13 protein-coding genes and 1 rRNA gene are annotated in these 16,738 nt (G+C 41.7%); 11 read left to right on the top strand and 3 right to left on the bottom strand.

Features of this window, described 5'->3' with window-relative positions:
• The first annotated feature begins 196 nt into the window (after positions 1-196).
• Positions 197-1,414, top strand: a complete 1,218-nt coding sequence (gene coaBC, locus J5X92_RS06350) for a bifunctional phosphopantothenoylcysteine decarboxylase/phosphopantothenate--cysteine ligase CoaBC (protein WP_041453125.1) — start codon at positions 197-199, stop codon at positions 1,412-1,414.
• A 161-nt stretch (positions 1,415-1,575) separates the two neighbouring features.
• Positions 1,576-2,163: a nucleoid occlusion factor SlmA gene (gene slmA / locus J5X92_RS06345; RefSeq protein ID WP_013786158.1), complete on the top strand. Its 588-nt coding sequence runs from the start codon at positions 1,576-1,578 to the stop codon at positions 2,161-2,163.
• Positions 2,164-2,307: 144 nt separating this feature from the next.
• Here the strand turns inward: slmA and J5X92_RS06340 are convergent, their stop codons facing one another.
• Together J5X92_RS06340 and J5X92_RS06335 are read right to left on the bottom strand one after the other, a co-directional pair.
• On the bottom strand, positions 2,308-3,144 hold the full coding sequence (locus tag J5X92_RS06340) for a glycosyltransferase (RefSeq protein ID WP_208805145.1): 837 nt from the start codon (positions 3,142-3,144) through the stop codon (positions 2,308-2,310).
• 364 nt (positions 3,145-3,508) lie between these two features.
• The gene (locus tag J5X92_RS06335; RefSeq protein ID WP_208805143.1) at positions 3,509-5,146 is read right to left on the bottom strand and encodes a M28 family metallopeptidase; all 1,638 of its coding nucleotides are present in this window, start codon (positions 5,144-5,146) and stop codon (positions 3,509-3,511) included.
• Between the two features lie 148 nt (positions 5,147-5,294).
• Here J5X92_RS06335 and J5X92_RS06330 point away from each other — a divergent pair, with 148 nt between their 5' ends.
• From J5X92_RS06330 to J5X92_RS06290, 9 genes are all read left to right on the top strand, one after another.
• Positions 5,295-5,630 (top strand): DUF1820 family protein, encoded by a 336-nt coding sequence (locus tag J5X92_RS06330; protein WP_208805141.1) that lies wholly within the window; start codon positions 5,295-5,297, stop codon positions 5,628-5,630.
• A 41-nt stretch (positions 5,631-5,671) separates the two neighbouring features.
• Complete coding sequence (locus tag J5X92_RS06325) at positions 5,672-7,426, top strand: DUF885 domain-containing protein (protein ID WP_208805139.1); 1,755 nt, start codon at positions 5,672-5,674, stop codon at positions 7,424-7,426.
• Positions 7,426-7,941: a hypothetical protein gene (locus J5X92_RS06320; RefSeq protein ID WP_126872723.1), complete on the top strand. Its 516-nt coding sequence runs from the start codon at positions 7,426-7,428 to the stop codon at positions 7,939-7,941. Before J5X92_RS06325 ends, J5X92_RS06320 begins: the two co-directional genes overlap by 1 nt.
• 118 nt (positions 7,942-8,059) lie before the next feature.
• Positions 8,060-8,773, top strand: a complete 714-nt coding sequence (imuA, locus tag J5X92_RS06315) for a translesion DNA synthesis-associated protein ImuA (protein WP_208805137.1) — start codon at positions 8,060-8,062, stop codon at positions 8,771-8,773.
• Positions 8,773-10,176, top strand: coding sequence for a DNA polymerase Y family protein (locus tag J5X92_RS06310; RefSeq protein WP_244360358.1), 1,404 nt, complete (start codon positions 8,773-8,775; stop codon positions 10,174-10,176). Before imuA ends, J5X92_RS06310 begins: the two co-directional genes overlap by 1 nt.
• Complete coding sequence (locus J5X92_RS06305; RefSeq protein WP_208805134.1) at positions 10,176-13,247, top strand: error-prone DNA polymerase; 3,072 nt, start codon at positions 10,176-10,178, stop codon at positions 13,245-13,247. The genes J5X92_RS06310 and J5X92_RS06305 overlap by 1 nt, the downstream gene beginning before the upstream one ends.
• Positions 13,248-13,315: 68 nt before the next feature.
• Entirely contained in the window at positions 13,316-14,113 is a 798-nt protein-coding gene (locus tag J5X92_RS06300; protein ID WP_129735612.1) for a hypothetical protein, read from the top strand.
• Entirely contained in the window at positions 14,082-14,984 is a 903-nt protein-coding gene (locus J5X92_RS06295; RefSeq protein ID WP_244360355.1) for a hypothetical protein, read from the top strand. The genes J5X92_RS06300 and J5X92_RS06295 overlap by 32 nt, the downstream gene beginning before the upstream one ends.
• A 135-nt stretch (positions 14,985-15,119) precedes the next feature.
• Positions 15,120-15,647, top strand: a complete 528-nt coding sequence (locus J5X92_RS06290) for an acyloxyacyl hydrolase (RefSeq protein WP_208805132.1) — start codon at positions 15,120-15,122, stop codon at positions 15,645-15,647.
• 731 nt (positions 15,648-16,378) lie between these two features.
• On the opposite strand, the gene rrf is transcribed toward J5X92_RS06290, so the two are convergent.
• Positions 16,379-16,494: ribosomal RNA gene (gene rrf, locus J5X92_RS06285) — 5S ribosomal RNA — on the bottom strand.
• Positions 16,495-16,738: the final 244 nt, after the last annotated feature.

Below are 16,738 nucleotides of genomic sequence, written 5' to 3'. Positions count from 1 at the left end.
ATTAGTTTCTCACACACCAAATGAATATAGGGTTATAGCGCAGTAGTCTATTTATAATCGACTGATCATTGGGCGAGTTCTTGTTTAAGTGACTTACTATTTGGTGCGTGTTAAGCGCCGAGCGTACTTTTGTTCAGCTACCGCAAAAATAGCCATCATGATAGTCTTAGGTTATGTAAAAAATGATGTTTCAAATATGTCTTTAGCAAATAAAAATATTCTGCTTGGTGTTAGTGGTGGGATTGCCGCTTATAAAACCCCAGATTTAGTGCGTAAGCTTACCGCGCTAGGCGCGAATGTACGTGTTGTACTAACAGACTCTGCGGCTGAATTTGTCAGCCCTCTCTCGTTGCAAGCGGTGTCTGGTAATCCAGTACATCAACATTTGCTAGACCCAGCGGCAGAAGCGGCAATGGGCCATATAGAGTTGGCTAAATGGGCAGATGTGTTACTTATTGCCCCCGCTACAGCAAATATTATGGCTAAGCTGGCTCATGGATTGGCTGACGACTTGCTCACCACTTTATACTTAGCAACAGAAGCGAAAATTTTTATTGCCCCTGCAATGAATCAGCAAATGTGGAAAGCGACAGCAACGCAAGTGAACTTAGGCATCTTGACGCAGCATGGCGCATTATTTATTGGCCCAGCTGATGGAGAGCAAGCCTGTGGTGATGTAGGCTCAGGCCGTATGGTGGAGCCGGTAGAAATTGCTTCTGCCATCAGCCGAAGCCTAGGCACCTCAAACGATAAGATTTTATCGGGGAAACACCTCCTTATTACAGCAGGTCCAACACGAGAACCACTGGATCCGGTCCGCTACATCTCCAATCATAGCTCGGGAAAAATGGGTTTTGCTATTGCTGATATGGCCGTTAAAGCGGGCGCCGACGTCACTCTTATCGCGGGGCCAGTAAACTTACCTACCCCTGATGGATGTAAGCGTATTGATGTGACTACCGCCGATGAAATGTTAGTGGCATGCGAGCAAGCGGTTTCTCAATGCGATATTTTTGTGGCCACGGCTGCGGTAGCAGATTATAAAGCAGTGCAGGTTGCCGAAAATAAAATTAAGAAAATCGGTGATGAGTTAACACTTACTTTTGTTAAAAACCCTGATATTCTAGCAACGATTGCAACGCGAACTGATAAGCCTTTTTGTGTTGGATTTGCTGCAGAAAGCCAAGATGTGGAGTTGTACGCCCGTGGAAAGCTGAAAAACAAAAAGCTTGATATGATTGCGGCAAACGACATAACTGCCGACGGACTTGGCTTCAATAGCGATAATAATGCGTTACATGTGATTTGGGACGATGGCGATAAACACCTACCTGCCACCACAAAACCTAAGTTAGCTGAAGCATTGTTACTACTTATTGCGAATCGATTTAACAGTAAGAATATTGTTCAATAGCCAAGCTTAGAACATCACTTAAAAATAAAAAATAACGATATACGCTAATACTAGTATTCAGCGTGTCGATAATAACAAGAACTCATCATAACGATTTGGCCTGAGCCAACTTAACATGGAACGGACTTCTTAAGTCCGGTTGCGGAGGAATTACTCTCATCATGCCTGCTGTCAAAAAAACAAATCGCAGAGCCCAAATTCTGCAAGCCCTAGCGGGCATGTTGGAAACAAACCCTGGTCAACGTATCACTACAGCAAAATTAGCTGAAAAAGTGGGCGTTTCAGAAGCGGCGCTATATCGCCACTTTCCAAGTAAAGCCAGAATGTTCGAAGGACTCATTGAGTTCATCGAAGAAACCTTGTTTACCCGCATTAATAAAATAGTTAACGAAGAGAAAGACTCGCTGACTCGCTGTCAGCTAATTCTTCACCTCATTTTAGGCTTTGCCGAAAAGAACCCCGGCATTACCCGTATATTAAACGGTGATGCATTAATGGGAGAGCAAGACCGACTGCGCGCGCGTATCGCAAAACTCTTTGAACGCCTAGAGACTCAGCTTAAGCAGGTACTACGTGAGCGCAAGTTGCGTGAAGGAAAAACCCTATCAGCCGATGAAGCGATAATTGCTAATATGCTTATTTGTTACACCGACGGCCGCATTAACTTGTTTATTCGAAGTGGTTTCACCCGTAAACCAACGGAGCAGTTCAATGAGCAATGGGCAGCTTTTAAGCAGATGTTTGTATAAAACAGTTCGATATAAAGTGACCCTCAGTAATAGGAATTTCCAGCTTCATGGGGTCACTTCATACAGCTCTTTTTTAATTCGTATAGGGTTAAATAACGTTCAGCATATTAGATTTACCTATCTAGCTTCACCTGTAACAAATAACTAAGAAATAAGCCTTCTTTTTATTAGCTTAAAATTAACTTTCCAATTTGTTCTTAGCTTATGCTTAAAAGCGCCAGCGCTACTTAATTGAGGATCTTCAGCATTAGATTTGAAATTTTCTAATGCTTGCGGGTGCAAATTAAATGAATCAATAGCGCTCTTTGCTACGTTACCGTAACCTTTATATTCATTTACTTTGTTTTCAATGTGAATAACTGACATCCACAACCTTTTACCACGTACAGGAGTAACTTCTTTTACACTGCGCCAGTAGCCATGCCTTTCCTGAGTCCATATTGTTTTAAAGTTTTCACTCTTTTCAATCAAACTCATAAATGGGTTGTGAACATGTGAATGGAGACCAAATCTTACCCGTGGCGAAACCTGTAGCGTATATCCGTCAACGAAATCGATAACTCTAAACTCTTGCTTAGAGAATTGATTGTGTACTTCTTTTACAAAATCTTGATGAAGACTGTCGTCGTTATCTAGCCTCGTTGTAATTAAATAAGGCGTTGTGAGACGAGTTTTTATTTCTCTGGTAATAGACGGTAAAAAATCGTCCATTCCATCTGCATAAATAGGTATGAATTTGGAAAAATTTGAAGAGAGCTCACTAATTTTTTCACGAAAGATTTGTGGTGTCGTTTTATCGAAAAACACTAACCATTCAAAATCCTTTTTAGTTTGCGCTTTTATCGAAGAATAGCAATACTGTTCAAACAGCTCTAATCTATTCTCCATCCACTTGTCGGTTAAAACTTTAGATTGAGATTTTGTCTCATCCCAACCTTTTTTCCTAAGATTAAAGCGCGTCAGTATAAAGTGCTGAAACATAATGATGCCATTAAATATTTAGAAGATACTTTTTTACTAACTGATAACTCAAACGTAAAAATTCCATGTAATCCCTACTTTAGAGTAAAAAAAAGCTTACTAGTTCTGTATTAGTAAAAAAATAAGTTTAAATATTCTCTAATATCATCTTCCAAGTGCAACATCGCTCATTTGCGTACAATCATCATGGTGGTATAAGGCTAGAATGTTTTCTCTAGCGAATATCAACAACGACTCTATCTCGTTACATCGATACAGGTTATGTTTAACCTCAATGGGCTTTCAAATCGCATAACGTAGTTCGCACGTTACCTACAAAAAAGCAGCATAGATATGCTGCTTTTTTATTTAAGATAAAGCTACGTTATTTACTAAACGTATTCCCGAAGAAATCACCTTCATTCCATTTCGGTTTGTCTTCTTGATTAGCTAAGGTCCAACCAATTTGTGCATTTACTTTGGTAAAGGCTTCAGCAGCATTCCAATTAAATGGCTGGTTAATATCGTCGCTAGGTTTGTGGTAATTCGTTGATAAGAAGTGACCAAACACTTTACTACCATCTACCTCGGGATCTTTTGATGTTAAACCAGGAACTAAAAATACTGCTGGTACGCCTTGTTTAACAAATGCGTAGTGATCTGAGCGAGTAAATAGCGCTTGGTCTGGCCAAGGATCTGGGCTTAATGAAATATCAGCATTGCTTGCAGCGGTTTCAACCGACGCTTTCAAATCACTGTGGTTTGCACCAAACGCAATTACGTCGGCAAACTCATAGGTTAAAATGGGCATATCAAGGTTAACGTTTGCCACCATTGACGTCACCGGCACGGTAGGATTGCGAGCAAAGTAATCTGCCCCTAATAATCCTTTTTCCTCACCTGTTACCGATACAAACAATATCGAACGTTTAGGTTTTACGTCCATTTCGCTGAATAAGCGTGCAGTTTCTAGCATTACCGATGTGCCAGAGGCATTATCCATAGCGCCGTTGTTGATATTGTCTTTTTTAACTGTTTTCGCGAAACCAATGTGGTCAGAGTGCGCGGAAAAGACGACATATTCATCTTTAAGTGCTGGATCTGAACCTTCAAGCACGCCAACAACATTCGGGCTAGTCACTACTTCGTGAGTGCTCTTTTTACTTAAGCTTACTGTGCCAGGTAATGCAAAGCCTGTTGGTACTTTATCTGCCTCAAGATCGGCATAAATATCGTCAAGTTCCCGCTCAGCCCCTTCAAATAAGGTTTTTGCTGCAGCTTCACTTAAATACGCACCACCTTTAATTTGCGGGAAGGTATTGGCTGACTGCCCTTCGTCATCCAACCAAGCCATGCGCGGTGTATGAATATAGCTTAAGCGGCTTTGGTAAGGACGTACCTTTTCGTTTTTAGGCGTGGTGATGGTGATCATACCAATTGCACCATGCTCAGCGGCGTACTTTTGCTTTTGATACCCTGAGGCAAAATGAGCACCTTCTTCCGAAGGAAAATCACTGGGTTTACCGGCTAGCGAAACCACAATTTTGCCCTCTACATCGATATTTTCATAATCGTTGTGAGACAACTCGTCAGCCACTATGCCATAGCCAACAAACACAAGTTCGCCTGAAACATTAGCATCTACGCTAAGTAAGCTAGGACCTGCTAAATATTCTTTTGGGTAAGCAAAATCAATTTTTTCGCCATTACGAGTAAGCGTAAATTCTGGCGACTCTTGCAATAGGTTTGCTTTACGGAAGCTTACCTGTTGCATGTAGCCATCTGTACCTGCTGGCTTTAAACCGTATTTTGCGAATTCTGTCGCTATGTATAACGCGGCAATTTCATGCCCTCGAGACCCCGTATCACGGCCTTCAAGTAAGTCATCGGCTAAGAAAAATAAGTGTGACTTTATACGCTGAGTGTCAGGGTTAAAGCTATTTTCTGTCGTTTCATGGTTATGCGCAGTGGCAGCAAATGCCATCGCCGTCATCGCACTTCCAAGTAATAGTTTTTTTATCATTGTATTTCCACTATTTTTGAGGTCTTTACATATTACCTTACCCAAGCGATTCCGTAACGTTTAAGCCTAACGATTTTCGACCATTGCCCGTATTTCTAGACCATTGTAAAATTCACGCCCTTTAAGTCATCAACATATTAATAAACCCATGACAAAAACCGACCCTTTGTATCGAGTACAGTTCATAAGTAATGGCGAACGCTACGATGTGTCCGTCAAATCACTTTCTCAAAGTGGCTTATTTGGATTTGTGGAAATTGGGGAATTTGTGTGGGACACCCACACAGGCATAGTGGTAGATCCAAGCCATGAAAAGCTTAAATCAGAGTTCGCAGATGTTACCAGTACGTATATTCCTATGCATAACATCCTTCGAATTGATGCGGTGAGGAAAAAAGGCACAGCCAAAATTATTAAATTAGATAATAAGTCTGATAAAGTGATGCCTTTCCCTAGCCCAATTTATACACCTAACAAAGAGTAACCCACCGTTGATAATCCGGTCTAAGGTTACCGGAGGCTTTCATGTACCGTTATTTGTTAACTTTTATACTAGTACTTACTAGCTTTACCTCATTGGCAAGCTCCAACGAGGATAAGTCGTTTTATGCTTTGTTAGATGAAATTTGGATATACGAACTAAGTGTTTCCCCGCTTCTAGCTTCGAGACAAGGCAACAGTTCGCAAAATAGCGAGCTACCGGATATTTCACCACAAGGCTTAGCCACTCAAGATCAACAATGGCGAACGTACCGTCATGCATTGAAAGCGTATTCTAAGGAAAATCTATCTGACGACGCTTTTATCTCGTTGCTTATGCAGCAGTATCGGCTAGAGAATTATATTAGCCAATATCACTTTCGCGCTTATCTTGTCCCCATTAATTCCGAATACGGTTTTCATGGTGCCATGGCATCCTTGCCAAATTTATCTGTATTTAAAACGGTGGAGGATTATCACGCTTACCTGTCTCGTTTGAATGCACTTACCCCCTACTTTGAACAACAAATCGCCTATATGCGCCAAGGGCTAAAAGAGGGTTACACCCAACCTAAAGTGGTTCTTAAAGGCTTCGAAGATGCGGTAGCCGCTTATATTATGGACGACCCAGTGAAAAGTGGCTTCTACAGTCCATTTACTCGATTTCCAAAACATATTGATGCTTCACAACAAGCTGCGTTAGCCCAACTAGGCCAAAAAGCCATTACCACCAGCGTTTTCCCTGCTTACCAAGCATTTTATGACTTCATGGTTGATGAGTATATTCCTGGCGCCCGAGCCGCCATTGCTGCTAACGAATGGCCTGATGGCAAAGCTTATTACGCTAACCGCGCCAAGCACTACACCACCACAGATATGAGCCCCGAAGACATTCATACTCTTGGCTTAAAAGAAGTAAAGCGTATTCGAGCTGAAATGCAAAGCGTGGTAGATAGCCTTGAATTCGATGGCAGTACTAATGAGTTCATTACCTTTTTACGTGAAGATCCGCAGTTTTATGCCTCCAGCGCAGAAGAGCTGCTAAAAGAGGCTTCTTTTATTGCGAAAAAGATGGACGCAAAATTACCTTCGCTCTTTGAATATTTACCTCGTACGCCTTATGGCGTTGCTCCTGTACCCGATAGTATCGCCCCGAAGTACACCACGGGTCGTTATATTCACCCTAGTCGAGACGATCAACCCGGTTACTACTGGGTAAATACTTATGCGCTAGATAAGCGTCCGCTTTATGCCCTTCCAGCTCTTACCTTGCACGAGGCTGTGCCTGGGCATCATTTGCAAATATCTTTAGCGGCGGAATTAGAAAATTTACCCATGGTACGCCGCAACACTTATATTTCAGCTTTTGGTGAAGGTTGGGGTTTGTATTCTGAATTCTTAGGGATTGAAGCGGGTATTTATGAAGACCCCTATGATAATTTCGGTCGCTTAAGCTACGAAATGTGGCGCGCGTGTCGCCTTGTCGTAGATACCGGCATGCACACCATGGGATGGAGCCGCGAAAGAGCTGTTGATTTTATGATGTCCAATACGGCTTTGTCAGAGCATAATGTGAATACTGAGATAGACCGATACATATCATGGCCAGCACAAGCCCTATCTTATAAAATTGGTGAAATTAAAATAAAGGCGCTACGTGAAAAGGCTGAGGTTGCGCTAGGTCAGCATTTCGATGTACGTAAATTTCACCGAGCAGTATTAGAAAATGGTTCTGTGCCATTATTCATTTTAGAGCAAAAAATTAACCAATTCATAGAAGAACAAAAGGCGGCAAGATAATGATATTTGCATTCGGGATCATAGGACTACTTGTCCTGTTTTTGATTTATCTAGCGCTTCGTGTGCAAACGCTACAACGTGAACTTACGCTTACGCGCTCATCTGCAAAACAAAATGGTAATAAAGTTAACCATGCTTATAAAAATTTACTGTTAGTTACTGATGCGCTAGAAAAAACTTATTCAGCTCGTATCGAAAGTGCTTATAAAAGCCGCCTGATAAGTCAGCAACAACATACTGCTCTTATGCCGCTTATGCTTAACTTCTCTAGTATTGTAATGGCGTGCTGTGAAAAAGGCGCTACGTTAGAAGAAGCATTAGATTCTGCATTAAGCAGCACCGAGGTATCACAAAGCGATGTGCGAGACGTGATTAAAGAAATGCCTGGCCCCATTCGTATGGCTTGGTCTAAAAACAGCGCTGATGGTTTTATTGCAGCCTGCCAATTAATAACTAGCTCGGTGGGAGGTAACACTAAAAAAAGCCCTGCTAGCAGCGATGCCAGTACGGCGTAATTATTTAAGCATTTTTTTCAAATAGTTAGATGTCCTCACAGCCTTAACTATTTCACCCATCTTGAAAAGACAAACCTCTACACTATAATACTGTACACATATACAGTATTATGGTGTTATGAATATTCCTATTTCACCCATTGATGAAGTTCGTTCAAAGGCAGCGCTTTTTGATAAGCACCCTCATATATGGCGAGCTCGAGAGAAGCCTGTAAGCGAAAACAAGTTTTTGCTGGGTAATCTTATATTGGATGAAGCCCTGCACGGTGGTATCGCCACATCAGGCGTCGTAAGAATTGCATCACTAACGGGTATTGGAGAAATCAGCCTTTTTAAACACGTTTTAACTACGCATCGCACGCACAAACTACGTGTATTTATAAAACCACCCGCCCAGCTCCAAGCGCCTTGGTTAAGCAGTTTAGGCGTAGACTTAGAACAAGTCATCGTCGTGCTTCCAAAAACAGATCAAGAAGCCTTGTGGGCAGCAGAGCAATGCTTAAAAAGTGCAGCTTGTCATTGTGTTTTGCTTTGGAATAACACCATGGATGCAAAAGCTGCTCGGCGTTTGCAAGTGGCGGCATCGCATAACGATACGCTGTGCTTACTGTTTACTTCCCCTAACCAACAAAGGGCTTCTTTTCCAATTACCCTAGATTTAAGTCTGCATCTTCGTGATGCGCAATTGGTTGTTAACATTATTAAACAGCGTCATGGATGGCCCGTATCCGATATCGTGCTCCCCCATTCATGGACCCCTAACAACCGCGCCATTCAATCAGCCATGCAAAATAATAAGAACACCGAGCCAGCATTACACTCGGTGATTTAATGATGCTATGGGCTTACTTTTACTGCTATCAGTTAACTCTTGATTCCCATAAAAAAGATGGCGGCTTCACAGACGGTGATATACCTACTGTGGTTTATCACGAACAAAGCAACCAAGTAGTTCAAGCTAATTCTCAGGCTATAAACGAAGGTGTTGAATGCGGTCAAGGGCTTGCACAAGCGGCTGCGCTTTGCCCTCACGTGCGCATTCTAGCGTTTAATCGCGAAGCTGAAAAAGAGACCCTTCTCTTTCTTGCACATCGGTTATACCCACTCGCTTCAGACATTGTGATTGATGCTCACAACGCCATTGCTATTCGACTAGACAATTTACTGCAGTATTACGGTGGTCTTGACGCTTTATGGCATGTACTTACAAACGAGCTACATTCTGCTGGTATTCACTTTTATTTCGCCACTGCATGGGGAGTGGATGCAGCACGCCTTCTCGCTAAAAATAAAACCAATCGCTATACCGATAATAAAGAAAACATAACTCTGTTATTGTCACGCTGTAAGCTAGAACAAACTGCCCTTGATTCGAAAACCATTGCCACACTTGCTAAAGTCGGTGTTAGACAGGTAGGCCAACTACTTAAACTTCCCGTCCATGAACTTGGGCAACGATTTTCAAACGATACTATTCGCTATTTAACCGCACTGCGGGGGGAAACCTTTCCCAAATACGTTTTATTCAGGCCATCGATAAGCTTCAAGCAGTTAAAAAATTTATCGTTTGAAGTGGAAAACACTCAACACTTATTACCGAGTATTAAGTCCCTACTAGTTACGCTAGAACACTACTTACGCGCACGAAACTTACTCACCTCATCTATTATTTTTCGCGTGCACTTTAGAGAAGAAGAGCCCTTATCAATAGAGGTTAATGGGGCTATGCCTTTTGCTGCACAAAAGGACTGGTTGGCACTGGTTGAACTTAAAATTGAGACGCTTCTACTGCCGGAACCCGCCGTTGCTATATCCCTAACTTGCCAGCAATTCGAGTCCATTGAGAACGATGGAAACGATTTCTTTTCACATCGATTTACCACCGTGGCACAAAAACAACTTATTGGAAGATTAAAAGCTAAATTAGGCGATGCCAGTACGCTTCATCCTAAAGCGGGAAACAGCCACACGTTTGAAGGCATGACAGTAAATCAAGTCGTGGAAACTACACCTGCTTATACCACTGATATAGCACCTGCCTTCTTGTTTCAACACCCTATACCCCTAAACCTAGCGACACGTATTTGCTTTGGTCCTATTCGACTTCAGACACAGTGGTGGAGTAGCGCTGCTAGCCAAAAAGATTATTTTATAGCCGAAACTAGTCACGGTGTGCGCTTGTTAGTTTTTAAAGATGCAAAAGCCAGTTGGTGGACACAAGGCGTTTACAGCTAATGTATAGTGAGCTTTTTTGTCAAAGCCACTATAGCTTTTTAACAGGGGCATCTTCTCCTGCCCAGTTAGTGACTACCGCCTCTTTTCTTGGGTACGAAGCGTTAGCGATTACCGATGAATGTTCCGTGGCCGGTGTGGTGCGAGCTTATGCTGAAATCACACAGCAAAAACTCCCTATTAAGCTCATTATTGGCAGCTACTTTCGTTTCGATAATGCATTCTCTTTTGTATTACTCTGCCCCAATAAAGCAGCATATACCGAACTTTGCCGCATTATTACTAATGCCAGAAGGCGCAGCCAAAAAGGTGAGTATCAACTTGCAGAGTGGGATTTGCGGACGATACGTCATTGCACGCTAATATGGATCCCTAGTACTCAGGAAGAAAAAGATAATTACTGGGCGGCTTGGCTAACCAGCCAACCCAACATAAAAACATACATAGGCGCACAACGTTTACTTGATGGGTATGATCATCATCGATTTGCGACTTACACAAAACTACAGGAAAGATTTGAGTTTCCTATCCTTGCTTGTACCGGCGTGCTTATGCACCATGTAGATAACCTTCCACTTCAACATGTTCTTCATGCCACCCAAGCACATACGCAAGTAAGTAAATTGGGGCGAGCAGCATTAAGCAATGCCGAGCGTAGCTTGCGTACCGTTTCAAAATTAAAAAAGCTCTTCCCTGAAAAGTGGATTGCCAATGCTATTGACGTGGCGAGAGGCTGTCTATTTTCGTTAACAGAGCTACGCTATCAATATCCTTCTGAACTTATACCCAAAGGTGCATCGCCCACTACATATTTGAGAGAGCGTGTAGAAGCCGGCATAAAAGTGCGTTTCCCAGATGGCCTGACCGATGCGCTTGGGGCACTTATTGAAAAAGAACTCTCACTTATTCACGAACAAGAGTACGAGTACTTTTTTCTTACCATTTACGACATTGTTCAATTCGCCAAAGCGCGCAAAATCCTCTATCAAGGCAGAGGTTCGGCGGCTAACTCTATTGTGTGCTATTGCCTAGAGATTACCGCCGTTGATCCACGGCAAATCAATGTGCTTTTTGAACGCTTTATCTCTAAAGAACGAAACGAACCGCCTGACATCGACGTAGATTTCGAGCACCAACGTCGTGAAGAAATTATTCAATATATCTATGAAAAATATGGCAGAGAAAGAACTGCCATTGCTTCTACGGTTATCTGCTATCGCTTTAAATCAGCGTTTAAAGATGTAGGTAAAGCCTTGGGCTTCAGTGAGTCGCAATTAAGCTTCGTGATGAAGCAAATTAATCGCCGAGACAGTGTCATTCCTTGGCAGTCTCAGCTTGCGAATTTAGGGCTCGACCCGGCAAATGAAAGGGTAAAACTTCTAATTAGTATCACCGAGCAACTTCTCGGCACGCCTCGGCATCTTTCTCAGCACGTTGGTGGTTTTGTTATTAGTTCAGGGCCACTGTATGAGTTGGTTCCTGTTGAGAACGCCTCTATGCAAGAGCGCACTATTATTCAGTGGGATAAAGATGATATTGAAACGCTAGGACTACTTAAAGTTGATGTATTAGCTTTGGGCATGCTAAGCGCCATTCGCCGTACCTTTGACTTACTTAACAAGCAATTCCCTATCAATATAGATATTCCTTTCATTACCAAATTAGGCGATGACAAACAGGTTTACGATATGATTTGCCAAGCTGATACCGTCGGCGTATTTCAAATTGAATCTCGCGCACAAATGTCGATGCTTCCTCGTTTAAAGCCTCGCCGTTATTATGACTTAGTGGTGCAAATAGCTATTGTTAGACCCGGCCCTATTCAAGGGGATATGGTGCATCCTTATCTTCTACGACGGCATGGAAAAGAAGCCATAACCTACCCTTCTGAAGAAGTAAAAGAAGTGTTATCGCGTACTATGGGTGTTCCAATTTTTCAGGAACAAGTGATAAAACTGGCCATGGTTGCGGCAGGCTTTAGTGGCGGTGAAGCAGATCAATTACGTCGCGCGATGGCTAGCTGGAAAAAAGACGGCCGAATTTTTGAGTTTAAAGAAAAGCTGATAAAAGGCATGGTATCGAGAGGCTACGATGCCTCTTTTTCAAATAATCTATTCGAACAAATTAAAGGCTTTGCTGGCTATGGTTTTCCAGAGTCCCACTCAGCATCGTTCGCCGTGTTAGCTTATGTATCATGTTGGTTAAAATATTATTTTCCTGTTGAGTTTTATGTTGCCTTGTTAAACAGTTGGCCAATGGGTTTTTATACGCCCTCACAGCTGGTACTAGATGCAAAGCGCCATCATGTTACGGTACATGCGCCTTGTGTGAATGCATCAAATTACGAACACTTAATTGTTGAATGTAAAGGCGATAAGCAAATTCAGCTTGGCCTAACGCTTGTAAAAGGCTTAAGTGAAAAGAGTGCAAACCTTATTGTTAGCTGCAGGCCGTCAACTGGCTATAAAAATATAGAGGGTGTGCGAACCCTCGCAATACGTCCTGATGAACTAGAAGCATTAGCGAGTGCAGATGCATTTAGAAGTATTGCAGGTAATCGCTATCAAACACGTTGGCGGCTAATGGACAAGCAAGCCAATTTGCCGTTGTTTGAACATACTAATAACGAGGACACTTTCAATACTGCCCCAAGCGTAGCAGAAACCTTAATTGAAGATTATGCTTCTATAGGGCTTTCGGTTAACGACCACCCTGTAGCACTGTTGCACAGAGAGCGAGAGCTAGGTTTTATTACCCCAGCTAAAGCTTTACTTAAAAAGCCTCATAAATCTATTGTAAAAATACTTGGATGCGTGACCGGGCGACAAGCACCAGGCAGTGCAGCTGGGGTTACATTTTTAACGTTAGAAGACCATACTGGAAATATTAACGTTGTAGTATGGCAGGCTACCTCTCGCGCCCAGCATAAGACCTTTTTAAAGGCTAAGCTTATGCAAGTTGATGGAATTATTGAACGCTCGAAGGAGGGGGTTATTCATATTATTGCGGGAAAATTAATAGACCGAACACCATGGCTTGAGGATATCAGTATGCCATCAAGAGACTTTCATTAAATCCAATTGCGTATATACGCGTTTTATAGTCTCAGGTATTGTAGTATCAACATGACAAGGAGTTCGATATGAAACAGGGGTTGTTTTGCCTATTACTGATATGGATTAGTACAGCGGCAACTGCTGAAAAATTTATTGTAGGCTCACAAAATATAGAATATTACCCCCATTATAATTTTTCTTCACCTATTGATAAGGGTGTTGGCTGGGCAATACTTGAAGCCTTTTCCGAAGCATCTGGTCACGAATTTTCGTATTTAACTATGCCTGTTCGGCGTCTTCAAATGGAAATGCTCAAAGGGCATGTGGATTTTGTATATCCCGATAATCCGGGCTGGTATAACGATGTCACTGACACCAAAGAAAAATATTTTTCGGTTGCACTTACCCGTGCCGTTACAGGTACTTTTGTAAAACCAAAAAATGTGAATAAAGGTATCAACGCTATTAAGAGAATTGCTATGCCCCTTGGATTCACTCCAGTGAATTGGCAAGCAAGATTAGATCAAAACCTCATTAAAATAGTGTCTATCTCTGATACTTTTGCAGGCTTGTCGTTACTACAATTAGAGCGTGTAGACGCCTTAGACTTCGAATACCATGTGGGAAATTACTACTCTAATCAGTCGCCGCAAATAGGCCCTTTCATATTAGACATTACTCTACCCCATAACGAGATCCCTTTTATGCTTTCTGCTTTAAGACACCAGGAAGTCATTGAGGAACTCAATGCATTTATAAATAATAACCCAGCAATTATTGATTCGATCAAAGCACGCTATGGTATGACTACATTAGAAGCACTGACACAACAGGTTCAAACTGAATTTAGTATTGAAGATAAAGACATTTGGCAGCCTGAATAACCGTTTATGGGCTATTATTAATCTCTGTGTTAAAAAAATAGTATTCATTAATAAGGTAACACCAGTGGGCTATATAAAACGGACTTTCTACTGCCTTCTCATTATTTTCGGCGGCAACTTAGCTCAAGCAGAACAGTACATTATTGGTGCTCAAAATATTGAGTACTTTCCTCACTATGATTTCACTTCTAAAGTTGATAAAGGCGTAGGGTGGGCAATTTTAGAAGCCTTTTCTGATGCCTCAGGGCATGAATTCGTTTATTTAGACATGCCTGTTCGAAGGTTACAAATTGAATTAAATAAAGGGAATGTAGATTTCGTCTATCCTGATAACCCACGTTGGAATAGCGCAGATACTACCGCTTTCGAGAAGACCTATTCGAAACCTATTACTCATACGTTATCTGGAACACTTGTTAGGTCAGAAGATATTGGAAAAGGGATAAATTTCATTAAGAAGTTAGCTATACCACAAGGGTTTACACCGGTTAAATGGCAAAGCAGAATTGATGACAACCTTTTATCTTTAGTTCCCATTGAAGAAACTTATAATGCGCTTTCACTACTTCAACATAAAGAAGTCGATGCTGTAGATGTTGAATATCACGTTGGAAAATATTTTATGCAGAGTTACCCTCAACTGGGTCCCTTTTCCGTTGATATTACACTTCCTTTTATTGATGTCCCTTTTCTATTATCCACTTTACGCCACCCCGAAATAATTAAAGAGCTAAACGTATTCTTAATAAATAACCAAAGCTTGATATCTAACATCTACGAAAAATACGATATTGCTCTACCTGAAGAGCTGGTAGAAAGGTTTCGAACAGAACAAAATATTGAGAAAGACGAAGTGTGGAAGCCCCTGTAATAATTACTTATTTCAAGAAAATTCTTAAGTAGCTAAAAACACATAAGCATTCCAATTGACTTTAACCCCCTGAAAATTATAGATTTTCATTTCTGGTAATGATTTTGCTTTCTCCTTACATATTAAGGAGACAACATGTTCAAAAATACATTCAAACTTACCGTCCTAGCTTTGCTTTTTCTGCCTAACTTAGCGCAAGCCAAACAAACCGTCAGCGTTGATTATATGAATGGCTTTGACAATATCGACGGTATTCGATTTGCCTATCGACCATTAGAACACAACTTAAGCACTGGATGGTTTGGTGATATCAAACTGTACTGGGAGCTTAGCGCTTACCATTGGGAATACGGTGAAGACAATAACCATAGCACAAGCTACGCGCTATCAATAACGCCAATTTTTATGAAGCAAATTAGCACCGTGTATGACTACCCTCTGTTTGTTGAAGCAGGTATAGGGGCAAGTTTCATCAATGATGAGAAAGTAGCAGGCAAAGATATAGGTTCTAACTACCAATTTGAAGACAGGCTAGGTTTAGTGCTTGAACTTGATGAAAGCCAACACGTCGCCTTGCGCTACATGCACTTCTCTAATGGGGGATTTAACAGTAATAACCCTGGATTGGATTTCATGAACCTGTCGTACGCATATAGTTTCTAATAGTCATTGCTTCAACTTAAGTGGGCTTTATGCCCACATATACTTTCATGTTCATAATTTACCTGGTGAGGCTTATGGGGATAACTAAATTACTTAAATTGAAAGCTTATGTCTTAAAGCAGACAGATAAGCTATGGCATGAAATATGTAGCTTAACCTACTAGTCTCACATGATTTTATTATTTTCTTCTGTATAACTTACTATGGTACGTAATTAAGAGACTCACTTTAATCATAGTTTTCAGTAGTGGCGTATTAACATATTGTGTTGCAGATCTAGATACGGCTGGAAGTCAGTCAAACAGCATAAGTAAGCTACGTGGTAACTTCTAGCAACGGGCTTCGCGCTAATTCCCACTTTTCTAAAGGCATAAAAAAAGGGCTATCCGTTAGGCTAGGCTTCGTTGTGAAGCAATTTCTTCGAATGGGACCTGGCAGTGTGCTACTCTCACATGGGACTGGGCCGGTCACCGGAACCCCACAATATCCCCACGCCAGTTACTGGTCGCCGAGTCTCGGCATGCGCTAATACGTTTCACTTCTGAGTTCGGTGGCTCATATACCACGGGGTGCAGAATCATGATGCTTTTTATCATGCTTCTTTTTTGGAATGAGCGCGCAAGGAGGACCTGCAGTACGCTCAGTTTTTTACTACGGCGTAACTGCTAATATTATTTTCTATTAGACATAAAAAAACCCTTGTCTTTCGACAAGGGCTTTCTTCGAATGGGACCTGGCAGTGTGCTACTCTCACATGGGGAAACCCCACACTACCATCGCCGCTAATACGTTTCACTTCTGAGTTCGGAATGGGATCAGGTGGTACCGTATCGCTATGGCTGCCAGGAAAAACTGGTTGCAAACGTTAGTTTGCGTAATACCGACTTATTTAGTCCATATTACTTTAATAATTAACAATTTAGGAATTCTGATATTCATGTAATCAATCTTTTGAGCACTGAGTACTACTACTCTAGTTGCTTATTAGCTTTGTCTTACAACACTCAAGATTATAAAGCCTCTTGGGCGTTGTATGGTTAAGCCTCTCGGGCAATTAGTACAGGTTAGCTTAACGCCTTACAACGCTTCCA

The sequence above is a fragment of the Alteromonas sp. K632G genome (genome assembly GCF_017653625.1).
Classification (GTDB): domain Bacteria; phylum Pseudomonadota; class Gammaproteobacteria; order Enterobacterales; family Alteromonadaceae; genus Alteromonas; species Alteromonas naphthalenivorans.
The sequence above is the reverse complement of the archived record's forward strand: the minus strand, read 5'-3'. Positions and strand labels throughout refer to the sequence as shown.